Annotated in this window: 12 protein-coding genes and 1 pseudogene; 6 read left to right on the top strand and 7 right to left on the bottom strand. The window is 59.9% G+C overall.

All coding sequences use genetic code 11. The features are described from left to right. Positions 1-99: 99 nt before the first annotated feature. Positions 100-603, bottom strand: coding sequence for an Lrp/AsnC family transcriptional regulator (locus tag ACTWLI_RS02310; protein WP_441418380.1), 504 nt, complete (start codon positions 601-603; stop codon positions 100-102). 93 nt (positions 604-696) lie between these two features. Here ACTWLI_RS02310 and hisC point away from each other — a divergent pair, with 93 nt between their 5' ends. Next, positions 697-1,794, top strand: a complete 1,098-nt coding sequence (gene hisC / locus ACTWLI_RS02305) for a histidinol-phosphate transaminase (RefSeq protein WP_445155094.1) — start codon at positions 697-699, stop codon at positions 1,792-1,794. A 54-nt stretch (positions 1,795-1,848) separates the two neighbouring features. Then, positions 1,849-3,261: an amino acid permease gene (locus ACTWLI_RS02300; protein WP_445155093.1), complete on the top strand. Its 1,413-nt coding sequence runs from the start codon at positions 1,849-1,851 to the stop codon at positions 3,259-3,261. 56 nt (positions 3,262-3,317) lie between these two features. Here the strand turns inward: ACTWLI_RS02300 and ACTWLI_RS02295 are convergent, their stop codons facing one another. The 4 genes and pseudogenes from ACTWLI_RS02295 to ACTWLI_RS02280 all read right to left on the bottom strand — a co-directional run. Continuing rightward, entirely contained in the window at positions 3,318-3,482 is a 165-nt protein-coding gene (locus ACTWLI_RS02295) for a hypothetical protein (protein WP_445155092.1), read from the bottom strand. A 481-nt stretch (positions 3,483-3,963) separates the two neighbouring features. Then, positions 3,964-4,938 carry a hypothetical protein gene (locus ACTWLI_RS02290; RefSeq protein ID WP_445155091.1) on the bottom strand — a complete coding sequence of 325 codons (975 nt, stop codon included), beginning with the start codon at positions 4,936-4,938 and terminating at the stop codon, positions 3,964-3,966. Further along, positions 4,935-5,273, bottom strand: a complete 339-nt coding sequence (locus ACTWLI_RS02285; RefSeq protein ID WP_445155090.1) for a PadR family transcriptional regulator — start codon at positions 5,271-5,273, stop codon at positions 4,935-4,937. Before ACTWLI_RS02285 ends, ACTWLI_RS02290 begins: the two co-directional genes overlap by 4 nt. A 173-nt stretch (positions 5,274-5,446) precedes the next feature. Then, a pseudogene (locus ACTWLI_RS02280) lies at positions 5,447-5,659 on the bottom strand (ATP-binding protein); the annotation flags it as partial. A 454-nt stretch (positions 5,660-6,113) separates the two neighbouring features. Here ACTWLI_RS02280 and ACTWLI_RS02275 point away from each other — a divergent pair. Further along, complete coding sequence (locus tag ACTWLI_RS02275; protein WP_445155089.1) at positions 6,114-6,884, top strand: hypothetical protein; 771 nt, start codon at positions 6,114-6,116, stop codon at positions 6,882-6,884. Between the two features lie 69 nt (positions 6,885-6,953). Here ACTWLI_RS02275 and ACTWLI_RS02270 read toward each other — a convergent pair whose 3' ends face one another. Continuing rightward, positions 6,954-9,788: a DUF3427 domain-containing protein gene (locus ACTWLI_RS02270; protein WP_445155088.1), complete on the bottom strand. Its 2,835-nt coding sequence runs from the start codon at positions 9,786-9,788 to the stop codon at positions 6,954-6,956. Between the two features lie 136 nt (positions 9,789-9,924). After that, entirely contained in the window at positions 9,925-10,329 is a 405-nt protein-coding gene (locus ACTWLI_RS02265; RefSeq protein ID WP_445155087.1) for a (deoxy)nucleoside triphosphate pyrophosphohydrolase, read from the bottom strand. Positions 10,330-11,341: 1,012 nt separating this feature from the next. Here ACTWLI_RS02265 and ACTWLI_RS02260 point away from each other — a divergent pair. From ACTWLI_RS02260 to ACTWLI_RS02250, 3 genes are read left to right on the top strand one after another with little or no spacing between them, the layout of a single operon-like run. After that, positions 11,342-12,259, top strand: coding sequence for a hypothetical protein (locus ACTWLI_RS02260; protein WP_445155086.1), 918 nt, complete (start codon positions 11,342-11,344; stop codon positions 12,257-12,259). Between the two features lie 2 nt (positions 12,260-12,261). Then, complete coding sequence (locus tag ACTWLI_RS02255; RefSeq protein WP_445155085.1) at positions 12,262-13,404, top strand: hypothetical protein; 1,143 nt, start codon at positions 12,262-12,264, stop codon at positions 13,402-13,404. Further along, positions 13,401-15,161, top strand: coding sequence for an Hsp70 family protein (locus ACTWLI_RS02250; RefSeq protein ID WP_445155084.1), 1,761 nt, complete (start codon positions 13,401-13,403; stop codon positions 15,159-15,161). Before ACTWLI_RS02255 ends, ACTWLI_RS02250 begins: the two co-directional genes overlap by 4 nt. Position 15,162: the final 1 nt, after the last annotated feature.

The raw sequence follows: 15,162 nt of genomic DNA, 5'->3' as shown, positions 1-15,162 counted from the left end.
GTCACGAATGGGCAAGAGCGGTGCTTTTGACCGGGACTTTTGGCAGTCAGGAGGCGTCCGGAGTGAAAATCTGCCCACCTGCGGTGCGGTTTAGAAGCTCTAGTCGGCGGGGCGGGATTCCTGCTCCGAGAGCCGGGCCAGGAGGCCGTCGTAGCGCGGGGGCATGAGTTCCAGCACGGAAATGGCGGTGCTGGTCCGCTGGATGCCGTCGATGCCCAGAATCTCGTTGGTAATGCGGTACAGGTCGGCCGTGCCGCGGGCCACCACCTTGGCCATGAGGTCCGCATCCCCGGTGGTGGCATGCACCTCGATGACCTCCGGGATCGCGGCGAGCCCGTCTTCCACCGCCCCGGTCCGGGTCTGGCTGATGGACAACGACAGGAAGGCCATGAGCTCATAGCCCAGCGCGGCGGGGTCCAGTCGACGGCTGAAGGACCGGAGGGCGCCGCTACGCTCGAGCCGCGCCAGCCGGGCATGGACGGTGTTCCGCGCGACGCCGAGGGTCCGAGAGAGGGCCAGGGCGCTGGCTTCGGGATCCTTGTCCATGGCGAGGATGATCCTGCCGTCGAGGGAATCCAGGGCACGAGGGTTCGGCGTGGTCATATTTTCACCGCAGACTGTAGAAGTTGAGCAGAAATCCCAATGTGATGAGGGTATCTTGCATTGTGTGGCGGGTCACAATCATCATCGGACTTCATGAGCCACGATCAACTCCTCCCCGCACCGGACACCGTACTTCCCGCTCTTCGCGGCGCCGTGGCCGGACTGCCGGCCTACGTCCCGGGACGGAAGGGTGCCGGCCTGGACATCGCCGCCCTGGCCAGCAACGAAAGCCACTACGAGCCGCTGCCCGCGGCCGCCGCTGCCGTGACCGAAGCGGCCGGCACCATGAACCGCTACCCGGACAGCGCCGCCGTCGAACTCCGCGAACGGCTGGCCCGTCACCTGGGCGTCACCGCCGCTGAGGTCGCGGTGGGACCCGGCAGTGTGGGCGTCCTCCAGCAGATCATCACTGGACTATGCGACGCCGGCGACGAAGTGATCTTCGCCTGGCGCTCCTTCGAGGCGTACCCCATCCTGGTTGAGCTGGCCGGCGCCCGGCCGGTCCGCATCCCGCTGGACGACGCAGAGGGCCACGACCTCGAGGCCATGGCCGCGGCCGTCACCGACCGCACTAAGGTGATCCTGCTCTGCACCCCCAACAACCCCACGGGCGTGCCGATCAGCCACGAACGCATCGAGGCCTTCCTGCGGTCCGTCCGTTCCGACATCCTCGTGGTGGTCGACGAGGCTTACGTGGAGTACGCCGAGGCCGGCAGCGGCCCCGATTCCCTGGCGCTCTACCGCCAGTACCCGAACGTCTGCATCCTTCGCACCTTCTCGAAGGCCTACGGGCTAGCCGGCCTGCGCGTGGGCTACGCCGTGGCCGCGCCGGCCATCGCCGAGGGACTTCGCCGCACCGCCCTTCCCTTCTCGGTGAGCGCGCTGGCCCAGAAAGCTGCGATCGCGTCGCTGGATGCCGGGGACGAGATGGAAACGCGGGTGGCAGCTGTCAAGCAGGAGCGCGCACGGATGGCCGCGGAGCTGGAGGCGCAGGGCTGGAAACTGCAGCCCAGCCAGGGCAACTTCCTGTGGATCCGGGCCGATGACACCCTCCGGGAGGCGCTGGTGGACGCGTTCGACCGCGCCGACATCCTGGTGCGCGGATACCAGGGCGACGGCGTGCGGATTACAGTCGCCGACCCCGCCGCCAACGACCGCGTGCTTCGGCTCCTGGCGGCCCACGCAGGCTGACAACTGATTTACCCACCCCTTAACTCCGTTCCGCCTACAACCAGAGGAATCCCCATGGAACAACAGACAAAGACGTCTGCCCGCGCGCTCGGCGCGGCCCTAAAACCCCGGCAGCTCACCATGATGGGCCTGGGCAGCGCGATCGGCGCGGGCCTGTTCATCGGCTCCGGCGCCGGCATCCAGGCCGCCGGTCCGGCGGTGCTAATTTCGTATCTCGTGGCCGGCACCCTGATCATCCTGGTGATGTGGGCGCTCGGCGAGATGGCCGCCGCCAACCCGGACAGCGGCGCCTTCTCCGTCTACACCGCCAAGGCCTATGGGCCGGTGGCCGGCGCCACCGTCGGCTGGCTGTGGTGGATCCAGCTGGTGGTGGTCATCGCGGCTGAGGCGCTCGGTGCGGCCGGGCTGCTGGCGACCATCTTCCCGGCCCTGCCGGTGTGGCTGATGGCCTTCGTCTTCATCGTGGTGCTCACGGCCGTGAACCTGACCAGCGTGAAGAACTTCGGCGAGTTCGAGTTCTGGTTCGCCCTGCTCAAGGTGGCGGCGATCATCGGGTTCCTACTGGTGGGCTTCGCATTGCTCTTCGGCTGGCTGCCGGGTGTGCAGTCGCCGGGCCTGTCCAACTTCATGGGAGAGGGCTTCGCGCCCAGCGGCTTCGCCGGGATTGCGACGGCGCTGTTCGTGGTGGCATTCGCCTTCGGCGGCACCGAGATTGTGTCCGTGGCCGCCGCCGAGACGGCCGAACCGGCCCGCAGCGTGAAGAAGGCAGTCCGGACGGTGCTATGGCGCATCCTGGTGTTCTACATCGGCGCCATCTTCATAATCGCGGCCGTGGTCCCCGTGGGATCGGACGGGCTGAAGAGCCCGTTCGCCGCAGTGCTGGACGCCGCCGGCATGCCCGGTGCCGCCACCGCAATCACCCTGGTGGCCGTCGCCGCGCTGCTCTCGGCGCTGAACGCCAACCTCTACGGCGCGTCCCGGATGGCGTACTCCCTCGCGGAGCGCGGCGAAGCGCCTCGCCTGCTGGCCTCGGTGTCCAAGGCTCGCGTCCCAGTGGTTGCCGTCCTGGCCAGCGTTGCCTTCGGCATCGTCACCGTGGTGCTGGAGCTGGCCTTCCCGGAAATGGTCCTGCCCGTCCTGCTCAACATCGTGGGTTCGACCTGCCTGCTGGTGTGGACCTCCGCGCTCCTGGCCCAGCTGGCGCTGCGACTCCGCGCGGACCGTGCGGGCACCGAGCTTCCCCTGCGGATGCCCGGCTTCCCGGCGCTCACGGTGTTTGGCCTGGTGATCCTCGCGGCGATCTTCACCGTGGGCTTCATCGGCGAGGATTCCCGCCCCCAGCTCCTGAGCACCTTCACGCTCGTGGCGCTGCTGGCAGTGGCTAACTGGATGAACCAGCGGAACCGGAAGGCTGCGCTCGTTGAGGAGTCCTCGGACCGTGCCAAGGAGCCGGTGCTGATCGACTAGGTCAGTAGGGGCTGCCCTGGCTCGCGGGGTTGGCGCACGAGGAGGGCGCGTCCGGTCTAACCGGACGCGCCCTTCTCCCTATAGACGTCGGGCTCCGTTAGCTGCCGCGACTCAGGGGTGTTCACCGCGGAGATGAGGATGACGCCGGCGCGCCGGTTGGTGCGCAGGGTGCGGAGGTAGCCGGCGATATAGGCGGACTTGGCACCGGTGCGGCTCAGCATCACGGCGTAGCCGCGCTCCGGGGTCTCCTCCTCGACGAACTTGCATCACTTGGGCGGCCGACGCATCCGAGACCATGGGGGCGAGGAGCCCGATCACGGTTCCTTGCTGGCTCGACAAATCGGCGGTGAGAGCTGGATCGCGTTACGTTGCGTAAACAGCGAAAGACTCTTTGAGGTAAACCCGCCAGGCTGCCCTTCGTCTCGCTACTCTCGTGCCCGACAGCGCATCTATCGCTGGCACGAGTCCGGGGTGCTACTTTCTTTCCAGGCAGCGACAGGGGGAGCTAAACATTGGCACATGTATACATCTACAAACCATGCGAAAACTGCGGAGAGACTTTCACCATGAAAGGACTCCAGACCGTTCGGCGTCAGGAGCAGGCTCGATTTTGTTCGATTGCCCGCGTGAATATGTCAACGTAACTCAGGACCACCAGGACGGCCTGATCCAAGACCACCCACCATCGATGACCGGCCCATGCTAACCGGCAGATGCCTTGTTGGGGTCTCCGAATTCGAGTCGAGGGCGTTTCCAGGCTACCCACGCACCGACAGGGGCAGCCAAGAAGCAGAGGATCGAGAGGGTACCTGGTTGCACAAAGCCCGCAAACAGGTCACTCAGCGGCAGCGGCAAGGCCGCGATGCTGATGAGGACCACCAAAGGGAGCTCTTTCCGACGTGCGACCAGAATCGCTGTTGCCAGGAGGAGAATCTCAGCAGCTGATCGCGACAAGGACAGCACATCCACTACCGGGAGCAGGGAACCGTAAAAGGTTCTCTGGGAGCCACCACCCTGCAGGTAACTGGTGAGAGTCAGGAACAGGGCTGTAACGGGGGTTGCCCACAGGACAGTTCTTGTGAGCTCCCTGGTCCTGGTTGGTTGGCCGACAAGGGCTAGCAAGCTGCTGCCGGCGAACAAAACCGGGACATACCAAGGCACGGGAACGGTTGCCCCGGCAACCTGTGAGAGCAGGGGCATAGCAAGGCACACGGGGAAAATAAGGGCGAGTAGCAGCTTCCGGAGCCCGTCCCGACTCAGGACTGTAGCCCCGAAGGATGCGAGGGTGAGAAGGTAGATACTGGAGGCTGCAGTTGTGAACGGGCCATAGAGTCCATCGGCCAGTGTGTAAGAGTTCCAACGGAACCAGCGGCCGAGTTCGCCCAGGACCATCATGATCGCGGCCAGCGATGTGATCGTGATAGTAGCCGCGGCGGCCACACGATCCCTTCTCCTTGCCGGCGCGATCCTCGCGAGAATCTGCACTACGCGAGCGGTGAGGCCGTGGAATACGACACCGATCAACTCCGCCTTGGTCGGCCGTATGCGGTGCTGGCTTTCAGCCACATCGAGCAGGACACCGATGAATTCCTCGCCGTATCGGGCTCTCCACTTCCCAGGGTAAGCCTTCAGTGCTCGGCGGTAACTGTGCTCCAAACGGGACACCTCGACGCTCATGCGAATCCTCCAGCCGTGCGGATTTGGAGACTGGCGCGGGCAGCCGTGACGTTCGCCTCGAGCCGGTCGATTTCGGAACGCAGTTGCTGCTCTCCCTGGTTCGTCAGCCTGTAGTACCGCCGGAGGCGCCGATCAATGATTTCCTCGCCATCGACGGTAATCGATCCCTCTTCAGACAACCGATCCAGGGTCGCATAAAGACTGCCTGGCTGAAGCTTCACCCGCCCTTGGGAGAGCCGGTTGGTCTCGGCAATCAGTGAATAGCCATGCTGCCGCCCCCTCGCCAAAGCCGAAAGTACCAAGAAGGTAGGTTCCCTCATCTCACGCTTAGTCATGCAAGCAACATACTCATATGAAATGACTATTGGGCGGTGGTGACCCCTGCGTGTCTTCGCAAACGCCACTCAGCGCATATGCGACACGACCGGTATGGGGGCAACCAGTTCCGTCAGCTCTCAAATTTCAGCAATAACAGTGCGAGCAGGGACCTGGCGTTGTCCTGCTGGTACTAACTGTTTTGTTGGGCGATGGTGTGGGCGAGGCGGTAAGAGTCTGTTCCGGTTTCGATGATGGTGCCGTTGAAGGTGAGGCGGTCCACGATCGCCGCGCACAGTCGTGGGTCAGTGAAGGTCTTCGTCCAGCCAGAGAATGACTCGTTGGAGGCGATGGCAATTGAGTTCTTTTCTTCCCGTTCGGTGAGGACCTGGAACAGCAGTTCGGCGGTGCAACGGGCGCAAGAGAAACACTTGGCCGTTATCCCCAGAGGCTCTGCGGGCAAATTTCACACACCCATCGCCGCGTCAGGGTGATGGACGTGACGAAGTTGTCGCACGTCAGCCCCGCATCGCATGGACCTGTCCGCAGTGCAAGAAGACGGATGTCATTACGGCGCATTTGGCCCGGACACGAGTTTTCTGCTCCCGGGAGTGCGCCGCGAATGCCAAGCGGTTCCCTGTGGTCGTCAAGACTTGCCAGAACAGCGCGTGCATGAAGACCTTTATCCTGGCGGGCAGTGCCGGGTCCGAACACCGCAAATTTTGCTCAATCGAGTGCGCGTGGGTTGCAAGAAATCGGCCGGCGCACTGGAATAAGATTCCGGACGGGCAGCTCACCCTTTTCTAGACGAGTGAATTTGATCAAGGAAACATGTGGGCCTTGCCGAAAGGAACGGGAATATGAATCTAAGCGACCTGACCAGTGCCGACGCGGTGCGTCAGGCGGCAGCGGAGATCCGCCGACTTGGGAGGCGAGTCTTTTTGGACCGCTACGGTTACACGGAATCAGCGAAGTTCGTGGCCATAGTGGACGGCGTCGCTTACGATTCGAAGCCTCTGTTGTCCTTTGCCTACGGGATCCAGTTTCCTCCCCGGGGTCCACTGTCGACCGCGTCCTTCAGTGGCGGGGGGCAGGCCCGGCAGGCGCTGAAACGGCTGGGCTTCGTGCTGGTCCCAAAATCCAACATAGAGGAATGGAGAGACTCACCTGCGAGTGCTGGTCTCTCGCGCGCGAGGCAAATACCACTAGAGACCAGCGTGGCCTCGGAGTTCCGGCGGGCCACCGTCGATGCTCTTGTTGCAACAAAGGCCGAACAGATACTGATCGATGAGTTTGTTAATTTCCAGAGAGCCAAAGGTAGAACGTTTACCCGGTGGGAGATCTTTCCGCGGGGCTCCAGAGAGCGCCTGCTCACCGATATCTACGACGAGGAGACGCTCACCCTCTACGAAGCCAAGGCATCCTCGACCAGACCCGACGTCAGGCTGGGTTTGGGCCAGATATTGGATTACGCGAGGTTTATCGACGAGTGCGAAGCTTTGGCTCTGCTGTTGCCATCCCGACCGGCAGACGACTTACTCGATCTATTACACGCATTTGAAGTTAGAGCCGTTTGGCGCAAGAAGGCAGGAATCTTCGAGTCGTCGCACGAATCGATCTATCTGGGCTGAGAAATTGCGCGTGCTGAAGATCAAAGATAAGGACTTAAATTCCGGCTGGGCCATTCCGTCGTCGACGTTTCATTCAGCGGTGATGGGACCTTTGAAGTAGTCATAGATCTCAGGCAGGACCGGCGCCTCAAATTTTAAATTCATCTGCACCACGCTCAACGAAGTGTCGTTCGCCATCGTGCCTTCAATCGCCTTCTCTGACCGTGCTCGGCCGAGGTAGAAGAAGTCGGCGCCGTCGTTATCATCTTTCTTGACGAAAACGTGCAGTGCAACGCTGTTGGCGACAATAGGCATCACTTCGCGGCTTGTCAGTCGCCGTCGGCTACGGGTAAACCACCGCATGGTGGAGTGGTCTAGCAGTTCATCTCCGTAGTCGATGCTTGCCAGGACCTCTTCGGCCTTGTGGTAGGTGACAAAGATGGGGCAGCTCAGCGTGTGATGGTCCACTTTGTATCCATAGATGGTGGACATCAGGTTTTTAGGCCAGCAGAGCAGGCGGCTCGCGTCCTTCCGGGAATACTGTTTGCCCACCTTGAATGGATCGCCGCCGGAGTACCTATCGCCTATGAGCGCTGACGCTGTAGCTAGGACATCATCCACGGCCGCTGAAAAAATCCGAGAGGAGCTGTAGTTTTCGGCCAGCTCAGGTGTCAACTTGACCGTTATGTTGTCCAGCCACTGCACCGCCGGGCTGTACTTGCTCCGCTCGCCGTCGGTGTTAAAGTCCGTCGTGAGCGATCGGACCGCGCTCAGCACATGAGGGAGATCTGCTGTTATCCCTAGGCTAGTGAATTTACTTTGGATCTCATCGATCGTGAGTTGTCCCGTGATAAGAAGTTCTCTCAAAAGGACAGTCTCATGAAGCCGTTTCGCAGGCATGACCTCGTGGGATAGCAGCCTCAGCAAAATGTTCTGGGCTGACGTGAGGCCGCTGGGTGTTTGGGTCAAACGCGAGACCAGCATCGGATAGTTGTCGGACCTGGTTGCCAGGAGCAAGGGATCCACGGACTCAAATCGATAAAAGTCCATCAGCCGCGGGTTGCCGCCCAGCCGATTCTTCAACGCTTCGAAAGCACTCTTGATGTTCTGCAGCTTGTCGAGAGTCGTGTCGACGATAGACTGCAACACTCGTTTCTGCGAAATGCGATCGAAGCGCACACTGGAGAGACCCGGCAGCACCCCACTTTCCTCCGCAGCGATTAGATTTTGCCGTAGAGACTCCTTGTTCAGGGATTCGTCGCCAAACAGGGCGATGGGAATCAGATAATTATTGGCATAATTTCCTATAAAGTCGATTACCACCAGGTACTCCTTGCTCGCGTGCTTTCGGAGGCCTCGGCCGAGCTGTTGGACGAAAACAATGGCAGACTGAGTCTGCCGGAGCATGATTACCTGGTTGATGGAGGGAATGTCGACGCCCTCATTGAAGATGTCCACGGTCAGGATGTAATCCAATTCACCGCGCTCGAGGCGATCCACCTGCTCTTCGCGCTGTGCGATGGAGTCCTCGCCGGTCAACGCGACCGTCCTCAGAGGCCGGCCGCGCAGGGTTCGTTGGTTGAGCTGTTTAGAAAGTTCGGCAGATTCGTCTTTTCGACCGCAGAAAATCAATCCCCGGGGCGGAACTCCAGCCTGGCCGTACAGCGAGATCGCTTCCAGAACGTGGTCAACTCGGTCTTCGCTCGTTAGCTGGTTGAGGGAGGACAGGTCGGTCGTAGTCGTCCCGTCGTCGATTTCGAAGTCTGCGACGCCGTAATAGTGGAAGGGGCTCAGCATGTTTGCCTCTAGGGCATGGTTGAGGCGGATCTCATAAGGAACGTTGAAATCGAAGAGCTCATAGATGTTTGTGCCGTCGGACCTCTCTGGTGTGGCGGTAACCCCCAAGAGGTACTTTGGCTTGAAGTGATCCAGTATCCGCCGATAGCTTGCCGCTCCTGCTCGGTGAACTTCATCAACCAAGATGTAGTCGAAGGTGTCCGCTGCGAGTTGCTTCATGATCTCGGGTTGAGAGAGCGTCTGGACCGTGGCGAAAACATACTTTGTGTGAAAGCTCTTGGATCCGCCTGCCAACTTGCCAAAGTCCGTGGCGTTGCCCCCCAGTACACGTTGGAACTCGCGGATGGCTTTGTCGAGTATCTGCTCCCGGTGCACAACAAACAACATGCGCTCCGGGTCCGCCTGACGAACGTCCAGTGCGGCCAGAATCGTCTTGCCTGTTCCCGTGGCGGATATTACGAGTGCTTTGCGTTTTCCATCCAGACGCATGGTTTGAATGGCCTCCAGCGCGGCCTGTTGCATTGCATTCGGAACAATGGTCTGGAGGGCGGTCTCTTCGTCGGTCGCCAGTGAGATCGACTCTCTTCCGGCGTCTCCGGTCGAAAGCCCATTGCGGCCGAGGCCCGCTCGTCTTCCTGTGAGGATGTCCTGGCGGGGAGATAGATAAGTTGCACGATACTGTTCGATCCAGTCGGCTGTCAGTACATCTGAATCGGTGACTTCGTTTTTTAGCAGTTCGTCAAGCTGGCTAGCGAGGTCGCTGCTGTGGGCGGCGGCAACTTTGAGGTTCCACTCGTGGTTCCTGACCAGCGCGTTCTCGGTCAAGTTCGAGCTTCCCAGGATGGCCGTTACGTTGTCGGCGTGGTGGAAGACGTAACCCTTGGGATGGAAGTCGCTGCGATGGTGCAATCGGACGTCGATGGAGGCCTCGGAGAGTTTGCTTGGCCGTGCCAGGTTGAGTAGCTCAGAGAACGCGTCCGGGGAGTTGAAGCCCAGGTAGTCAGAAGTGATGATTCGGCCCTTGCCACTGAACTCCGCGAATTCCTGCTTGAGGAGAGCGATTGCGCGCGGTGACACAAATGCCACCGAAAAGGTAAATGACGTGCATGTTCTGAGGTTCTGTCGCAAGACTCTCAGCATTGTATTGCTCTTGGTATTAAAGACTATTTCTGGGCTGAACTGTCTCGAGGTCAAAAGATGACGGTTCAGGTACCCAAAGTGAACGTCTTGCTCAAGCTCGGTCTGTGCGGAGTCCCATGTGAGATCAACCATTAGTGGCGAGAGCCGACTGGATAATGTCGACTGCAGGAATGTCGGCTGGGGCCCATGTGAGGCTGTCGAGCATTTCTGGCGTGAGCCACTTCACCGCCGCGTGCTCAGTAAGGCGTGGCTCTCCGGCTACCAGCTCGCAGAAGAAAGTTGTGAGACTCACGATGCCAAAATCGTACTCATGGTCGGTGGTAGTAATTTCGGCTCCAACTTCAACCTGACAGTGGAGCTCTTCAACGATCTCGCGCTCAAGAGCTTCACGGGGCGTTTCGCCTGCCTCGATCTTTCCACCAGGAAACTCCCACATGCCGCCAAGAGCGCTGCCATGGCCTCGCTGGGCACAGAGAACCTGGCCGTCTTTGAGAATCACCGCTCCCACAACGTGGATCTGCTTTGCCACAAGTACCTCGTTTCGTCGGTCCCAGTCTAGGGCAGTTGGCATCCGGAAATGCCGATGCCGTGACCGCGGAGTTTGCCTAAGTCCCCAGCGCGGCTGCCCGCTGCTGTCTATAGCTACTCGCCGCCCGCGGCCTCCTGGCCGCACGAGCTAAGGTGCCCGAACCATTGGCGTTCAGGACTCGAGTCCGGGTTTGCGCGGATGCTCGACAGGGTAGCCGGCCGGTCCTGCCAGAACTGGTTCGGAAGGCTTCCTGTTCCAGGACCACAACGGTGTCGAACGCTTGGGTGTGGCCGATTTCGGGCAGCTGCGTTCGTGTCTTGTCAATGCAACAACGTACCAAGCCGAGGCCTTCTGGTTTGCGGGTGGGGGAACGGCCCACAAATCTTCCTCGGCTGTTAACAAAGATCGTCGTGCGGCTCCTGCGCCGATAGCGTGGCGTTGCGCGACACCTACTCGACGGCGATATGATCGCAGCATCTAATCGAGCGGTTTGACCACCCTTTGAATCTGGTCGACGTTTTGGGGCATGTCGAAAGGAAGCAATGTGGTCAAAGATGCCACAAGGCGAGTCAACGAGGCGCAAAGTTGTCTTGGGGTTTTCCGAGATCAAGTCTCGGCACCTCCCATAGGCATTTTCTGGGACGCGGACAGAGTTGTTTGGGCCTGTACAAGCGTGGTCAAGAAGGCGACGAATGACTGCCGCGATTTTTATGTGCCAACAGACATGCTCCGTGCCGATGCCCGGCATGCCTTTGCTGCTGGCTTCCTTGAGCTGAAGCCAGCAGCGGGTTAGGCGGATATGGGTTTCTGGCACACCGGATATTTGGAGTTCCATGAGCAAACGGGCGAAGGCCCGGACTCAAGGGTCGCGCCAAAGCCACCTACATTTCCCTGCGTGCGATGCCGTGTGGATTTTCTTACTGAGCGCGATCTTCGTGTTCATAACTTTGAGGGACACACGATTCAACGTCCGGTTCTGGTGTTCAAGGGGCGGGAATGCGGTAGAAGCCGGTTGACAATCACCGCGAAGACTGCGGTGAATGATTGGGTAATCCGTAACGCCGATAGCGTCACGATCAACGGTGTCCCGACACCTGCCGCTAAAGCTGTAGAAGTCCTATCATCTCAGCGGACGGGCATTTTTGATGTGTCTCTGGCGAACATGGACGTCGTCCAGACGTCCCAGTTCGAGTTTGATCTTGCGGAAGAGGAAGATCTGGCGGGTGTGGATGCTGCGCTCGAGCGCTTCATCGACGGTGGTGAGTTGAGCCTTCGTGCCATCGACGACTTCATCATGCGCGCGAAGCGGTACTCGACAGCTGGAAGATATCTGTCGGGTCTAGCCAACTACTTGTACGGCGTGCTGGCCCGTGAAGACGTCGCTGAGTCAGGGCTACACGGCCAACTACACGAAGGCGGCGGATATGAAGGCAAATACGACCAAGCAGTCGGGATCCTCGGAGCGTTCGATCGTCCGCCAGCAGAGGCGATCTGTGGCATGGTCGCCTTTCATTACAATCAGTTCCAACGAGCAATGACCAAAACCAAGAGCCAACGAGTCGCCGAGGTCTCCCTGCGTTTTCAGTCGCTACTCAAAGGTGAACCTTTGCGCACTGAGGGTTTGTCGCAGTCGCCGCACACTAGCCTCGATTTTGCCCTCAGCGACTCGGTTCTCGAGCAGGTCCTGGCGTGGAGCGCCTTACCCCTCGACGGCACCGCTGCCAGCAGCATCGCCGACATGGCCTCCGAAATCGGGGCTCAACTACCCCGCGACGCCTTTAAGCTGCACTTAGTCGCAGCGGAACATGCCATCGCCGCGAAGGACTTTGCTTCGGCAGGCCACCACGCCGAGCGCCTCCGCCACAGCCGTGAAGCGGAGACCTGGTATGCGGGCCTTCGAGCGCGGCTTCAATCTCAAGGAGTTTCATAGAAGTGACCACTGATTCCGGACCGAATATCGACCTCCCCGCAGCCTCTGGCGAGATCGTGCGCGAAGTGGCCGTGGTTACACCGGCGCATCCGGTCGAACAGGACAGGGAAACGAAGGTCGTTCGACCAAAGTCCATCCTGGCGTTGATGGAGTACGCATACAGTGAGGGTGGCCGCAAGCTGAATCTCGCACGGCGGGACTTGGAGGGGCTCTCTGTCGACAAGACGCAGAGGGATAACGAGATCGAGGCTGTTCGGCGACTGGCAGTCTCGGATCCGTTTCTTGCTGTGCCACCCACGTTGCTTGCTGCCCTGGGGGAACATGCATTGAATTCGCATGTCGTCCGAAGAATTCTTGAGCTAGTACTGGTCGCTTTGGCGAGCCACAAGATTTTTGAGAACAAGATGGGGGGATTGGCAGACCCGAGCGCGAAACCCGCTCTCACCGCTGACGTCGTGAGCGCTGCGGCCAATGACATCACCTTCGAAGCATTGGGGCTCCAAAAGGCCTCAGAATTCTCAGCATCCGCTCGGGAGCGTATGCGGGTTAATGCCGTCACCACCTTTTCGCTCTTCCGCGTTCTCCGCGATCGATGGACTTCGGAGCAGTTCATAAATGATATGAAGGCCTTCGTCTGGCGGGCGCCCCGCCAGCGAAGCGCCACGAAATTAGCGGCGACACTCGCGAATGCCAAAAACCCGCAGGCCTTGAGCCAGTTGTCTCGATATTTCGAGGTTCTTCTCCATGACTCGGAAAGGGCGGCGGCCGAAGCGCGGTCGCAAACGAACTACCAAAAGCGTCTTGCGGAGGAGGCGCAGACACTCCAAAAGACCTTGTCAGCCGAACTGCATGCGGCAAAGGCTCAAACCGCTGATCTGACCGCTCAGATCGCGGAGCTGTCACGCCGTCTGTCTCAGGAACAAAGCAGTCGGGTGGTCGACAAGAGTCACCTGGTAGACGACTACGAGACCCTCCGCACGCAAGTCGTCCGGCGACTAACCGCTCAAGTCGAGCTGCTTAGCGACGGTTTGCACGCTCTTCGCCACGGAAGCACCAGCGTAGCTGAGGAGTTCGTAGATCGGGCTCTCGGCGCCATAGACGCTGAGGTCAAGCGACTTAGGAACGTTGATGGAGGTACGCAGTGATTGCGGGATTCGACTTCGGGACAACAAACAGTCTCGTATCTGTGGTCGTGGGAGATCGCGTCATCGACGTTCTCGATGAGGAGGGACGACCCCACCCTTCTGTGGTCCGCTACGAAGGCGAAGAAGTGATCGTAGGCCGGGAGGCCCGCCACGCTCTCGAAGAGGTCGGCTTGGGTGTCCACGGCAGTACCGTGCGATCACCTAAGTTTCAGCTGGGAAAAGAGGTGATAAATGTCGGCGGAGTAGACCGCAGCCCGGTTGATATCGTGGCCGACGTTATTCGCCACGTACGTTCCGAATCTCGTCAGAGCCCTCAACGCCGCGTGCTGGGAGCGCTGGATCGTGCTGTAGTTACAATCCCCGTGAGCATGGATGGGCAGCGCCGAGCCGCACTTAGGGATGCATTTGGGCGGGCTGGAATTTCCGTCGCTCAGTTTGTGCACGAACCGTTGGCCGCTCTGTACGGTCATTTGCGGGGGGCGTCTAATCCTGAGAACGAGATTCGGCGGCTGATGCGGCGCCACGTGCTCGTTGTCGATTGGGGTGGCGGAACGCTCGATCTCACATTGTGTCGAATCGAGCCCGGACGCATCCTCCAGCTCCGGAACGGCGGAACTGACCAAGTTGGCGGTGACGAATTCGACAAAGTTATCCGTGATGAGGTTGTAAAGCGGTTCTCGGAAAAACACGGGATCGCAGAATCAGATCGCCCGCGGCGCGAGGCTCGCTTGCGGCTCCTGCAAACTACAGAGCGCAATAAGATAGCGCTCTCAGAGCGTCCTGAAGTTACGTTCTATAGCCCCGACTATTTTTCTGACTCGGGAACCACCTTGGAATACCCGCTAAGCCGACAGGAACTTGACTCCATTACCCGGCCCCTAGTAACACAAGGCATTGGTGAGATCGAATCGCTTCTGGACAGCGTTGGGATGGCTCCTGCCCAGGTTTCGCTCTGTCTCGTGGCCGGCGGAATGGCTGCGATGCCGGGCATACGTGGCCGGTTGCACGAGCTATTTGGGCCTGAGCGGGTTCTGGTCCCAGAGAACAGCGCGACGCTTGTTTCGCAAGGGGCCGGGTGGATCGCTCACGACTCGCAAAGGCTAGTTCTGGCCAAGCAGGTCGAGTTGGAGATGGCACGTGGATCTCGTCTCCCCCTCCTCAGAGCAGGAACACCTATGCCAAATGATGGCGAGGTGCGCCAAGATCGGATCCATCTTTACTGCACGGATCCTACGGACGGTGTGGCAAAATTCTCAATCGTGGCTCCCTCTCAGTTGTCTGAACAACCGCAGGCGAGCGATCCTCGAACCACGTTGGGCGTCGTTGCCATAGCTGTGGACCACACCGCGCCGCCGTTGGTCGAACGCCTCGAGCTCGATGTCGAGATCGACGAAAATCTTATTTTGTCTGTTAGAGCTTCTTCAAGCCAGCGCAAAGATGAATCGAGCGCCTCCTACTTCGACCTGGAGTTCGGAATCGGACTTCCCGTCAGCGACACGAAAGAGTTCCTTGATTTTGCTGATGCGGAGATATGTACGCCCAGCGGCGGCCTAGCCATTCGCGCCAACGTGGCAGATAAGAAGGACGCAGCGCTTATTCCCGGGGATGTGTTGTACAAACATAAACCCGGTGCTTTTGCTCGGCTTTCCGACCAGGCCACGCGAGAGCAATTGACCGAGCATCTTTACTACCAGCCATGCGCCGTCTGTAAACGTCCGTGGGGTGACCCGGCTTGCCGGTGTGCATCTGTGGCTTAAC

This window comes from Arthrobacter sp. Hor0625, from assembly GCF_052567525.1.
Note: the sequence above shows the minus strand (reverse complement) of the source record. Positions and strands in the feature narration are given on the sequence as shown.

Coding starts and splice junctions, on each gene's coding strand:
- ACTWLI_RS02310 (WP_441418380.1), bottom strand. CDS start 603: ATGACCACGCCGAACCCTCGTGCCCTGGATTCCCTCGACGGCAGGATC.
- hisC (WP_445155094.1), top strand. CDS start 697: ATGAGCCACGATCAACTCCTCCCCGCACCGGACACCGTACTTCCCGCT.
- ACTWLI_RS02300 (WP_445155093.1), top strand. CDS start 1,849: ATGGAACAACAGACAAAGACGTCTGCCCGCGCGCTCGGCGCGGCCCTA.
- ACTWLI_RS02295 (WP_445155092.1), bottom strand. CDS start 3,482: ATGCTGAGCCGCACCGGTGCCAAGTCCGCCTATATCGCCGGCTACCTC.
- ACTWLI_RS02290 (WP_445155091.1), bottom strand. CDS start 4,938: ATGAGCGTCGAGGTGTCCCGTTTGGAGCACAGTTACCGCCGAGCACTG.
- ACTWLI_RS02285 (WP_445155090.1), bottom strand. CDS start 5,273: ATGACTAAGCGTGAGATGAGGGAACCTACCTTCTTGGTACTTTCGGCT.
- ACTWLI_RS02275 (WP_445155089.1), top strand. CDS start 6,114: ATGAATCTAAGCGACCTGACCAGTGCCGACGCGGTGCGTCAGGCGGCA.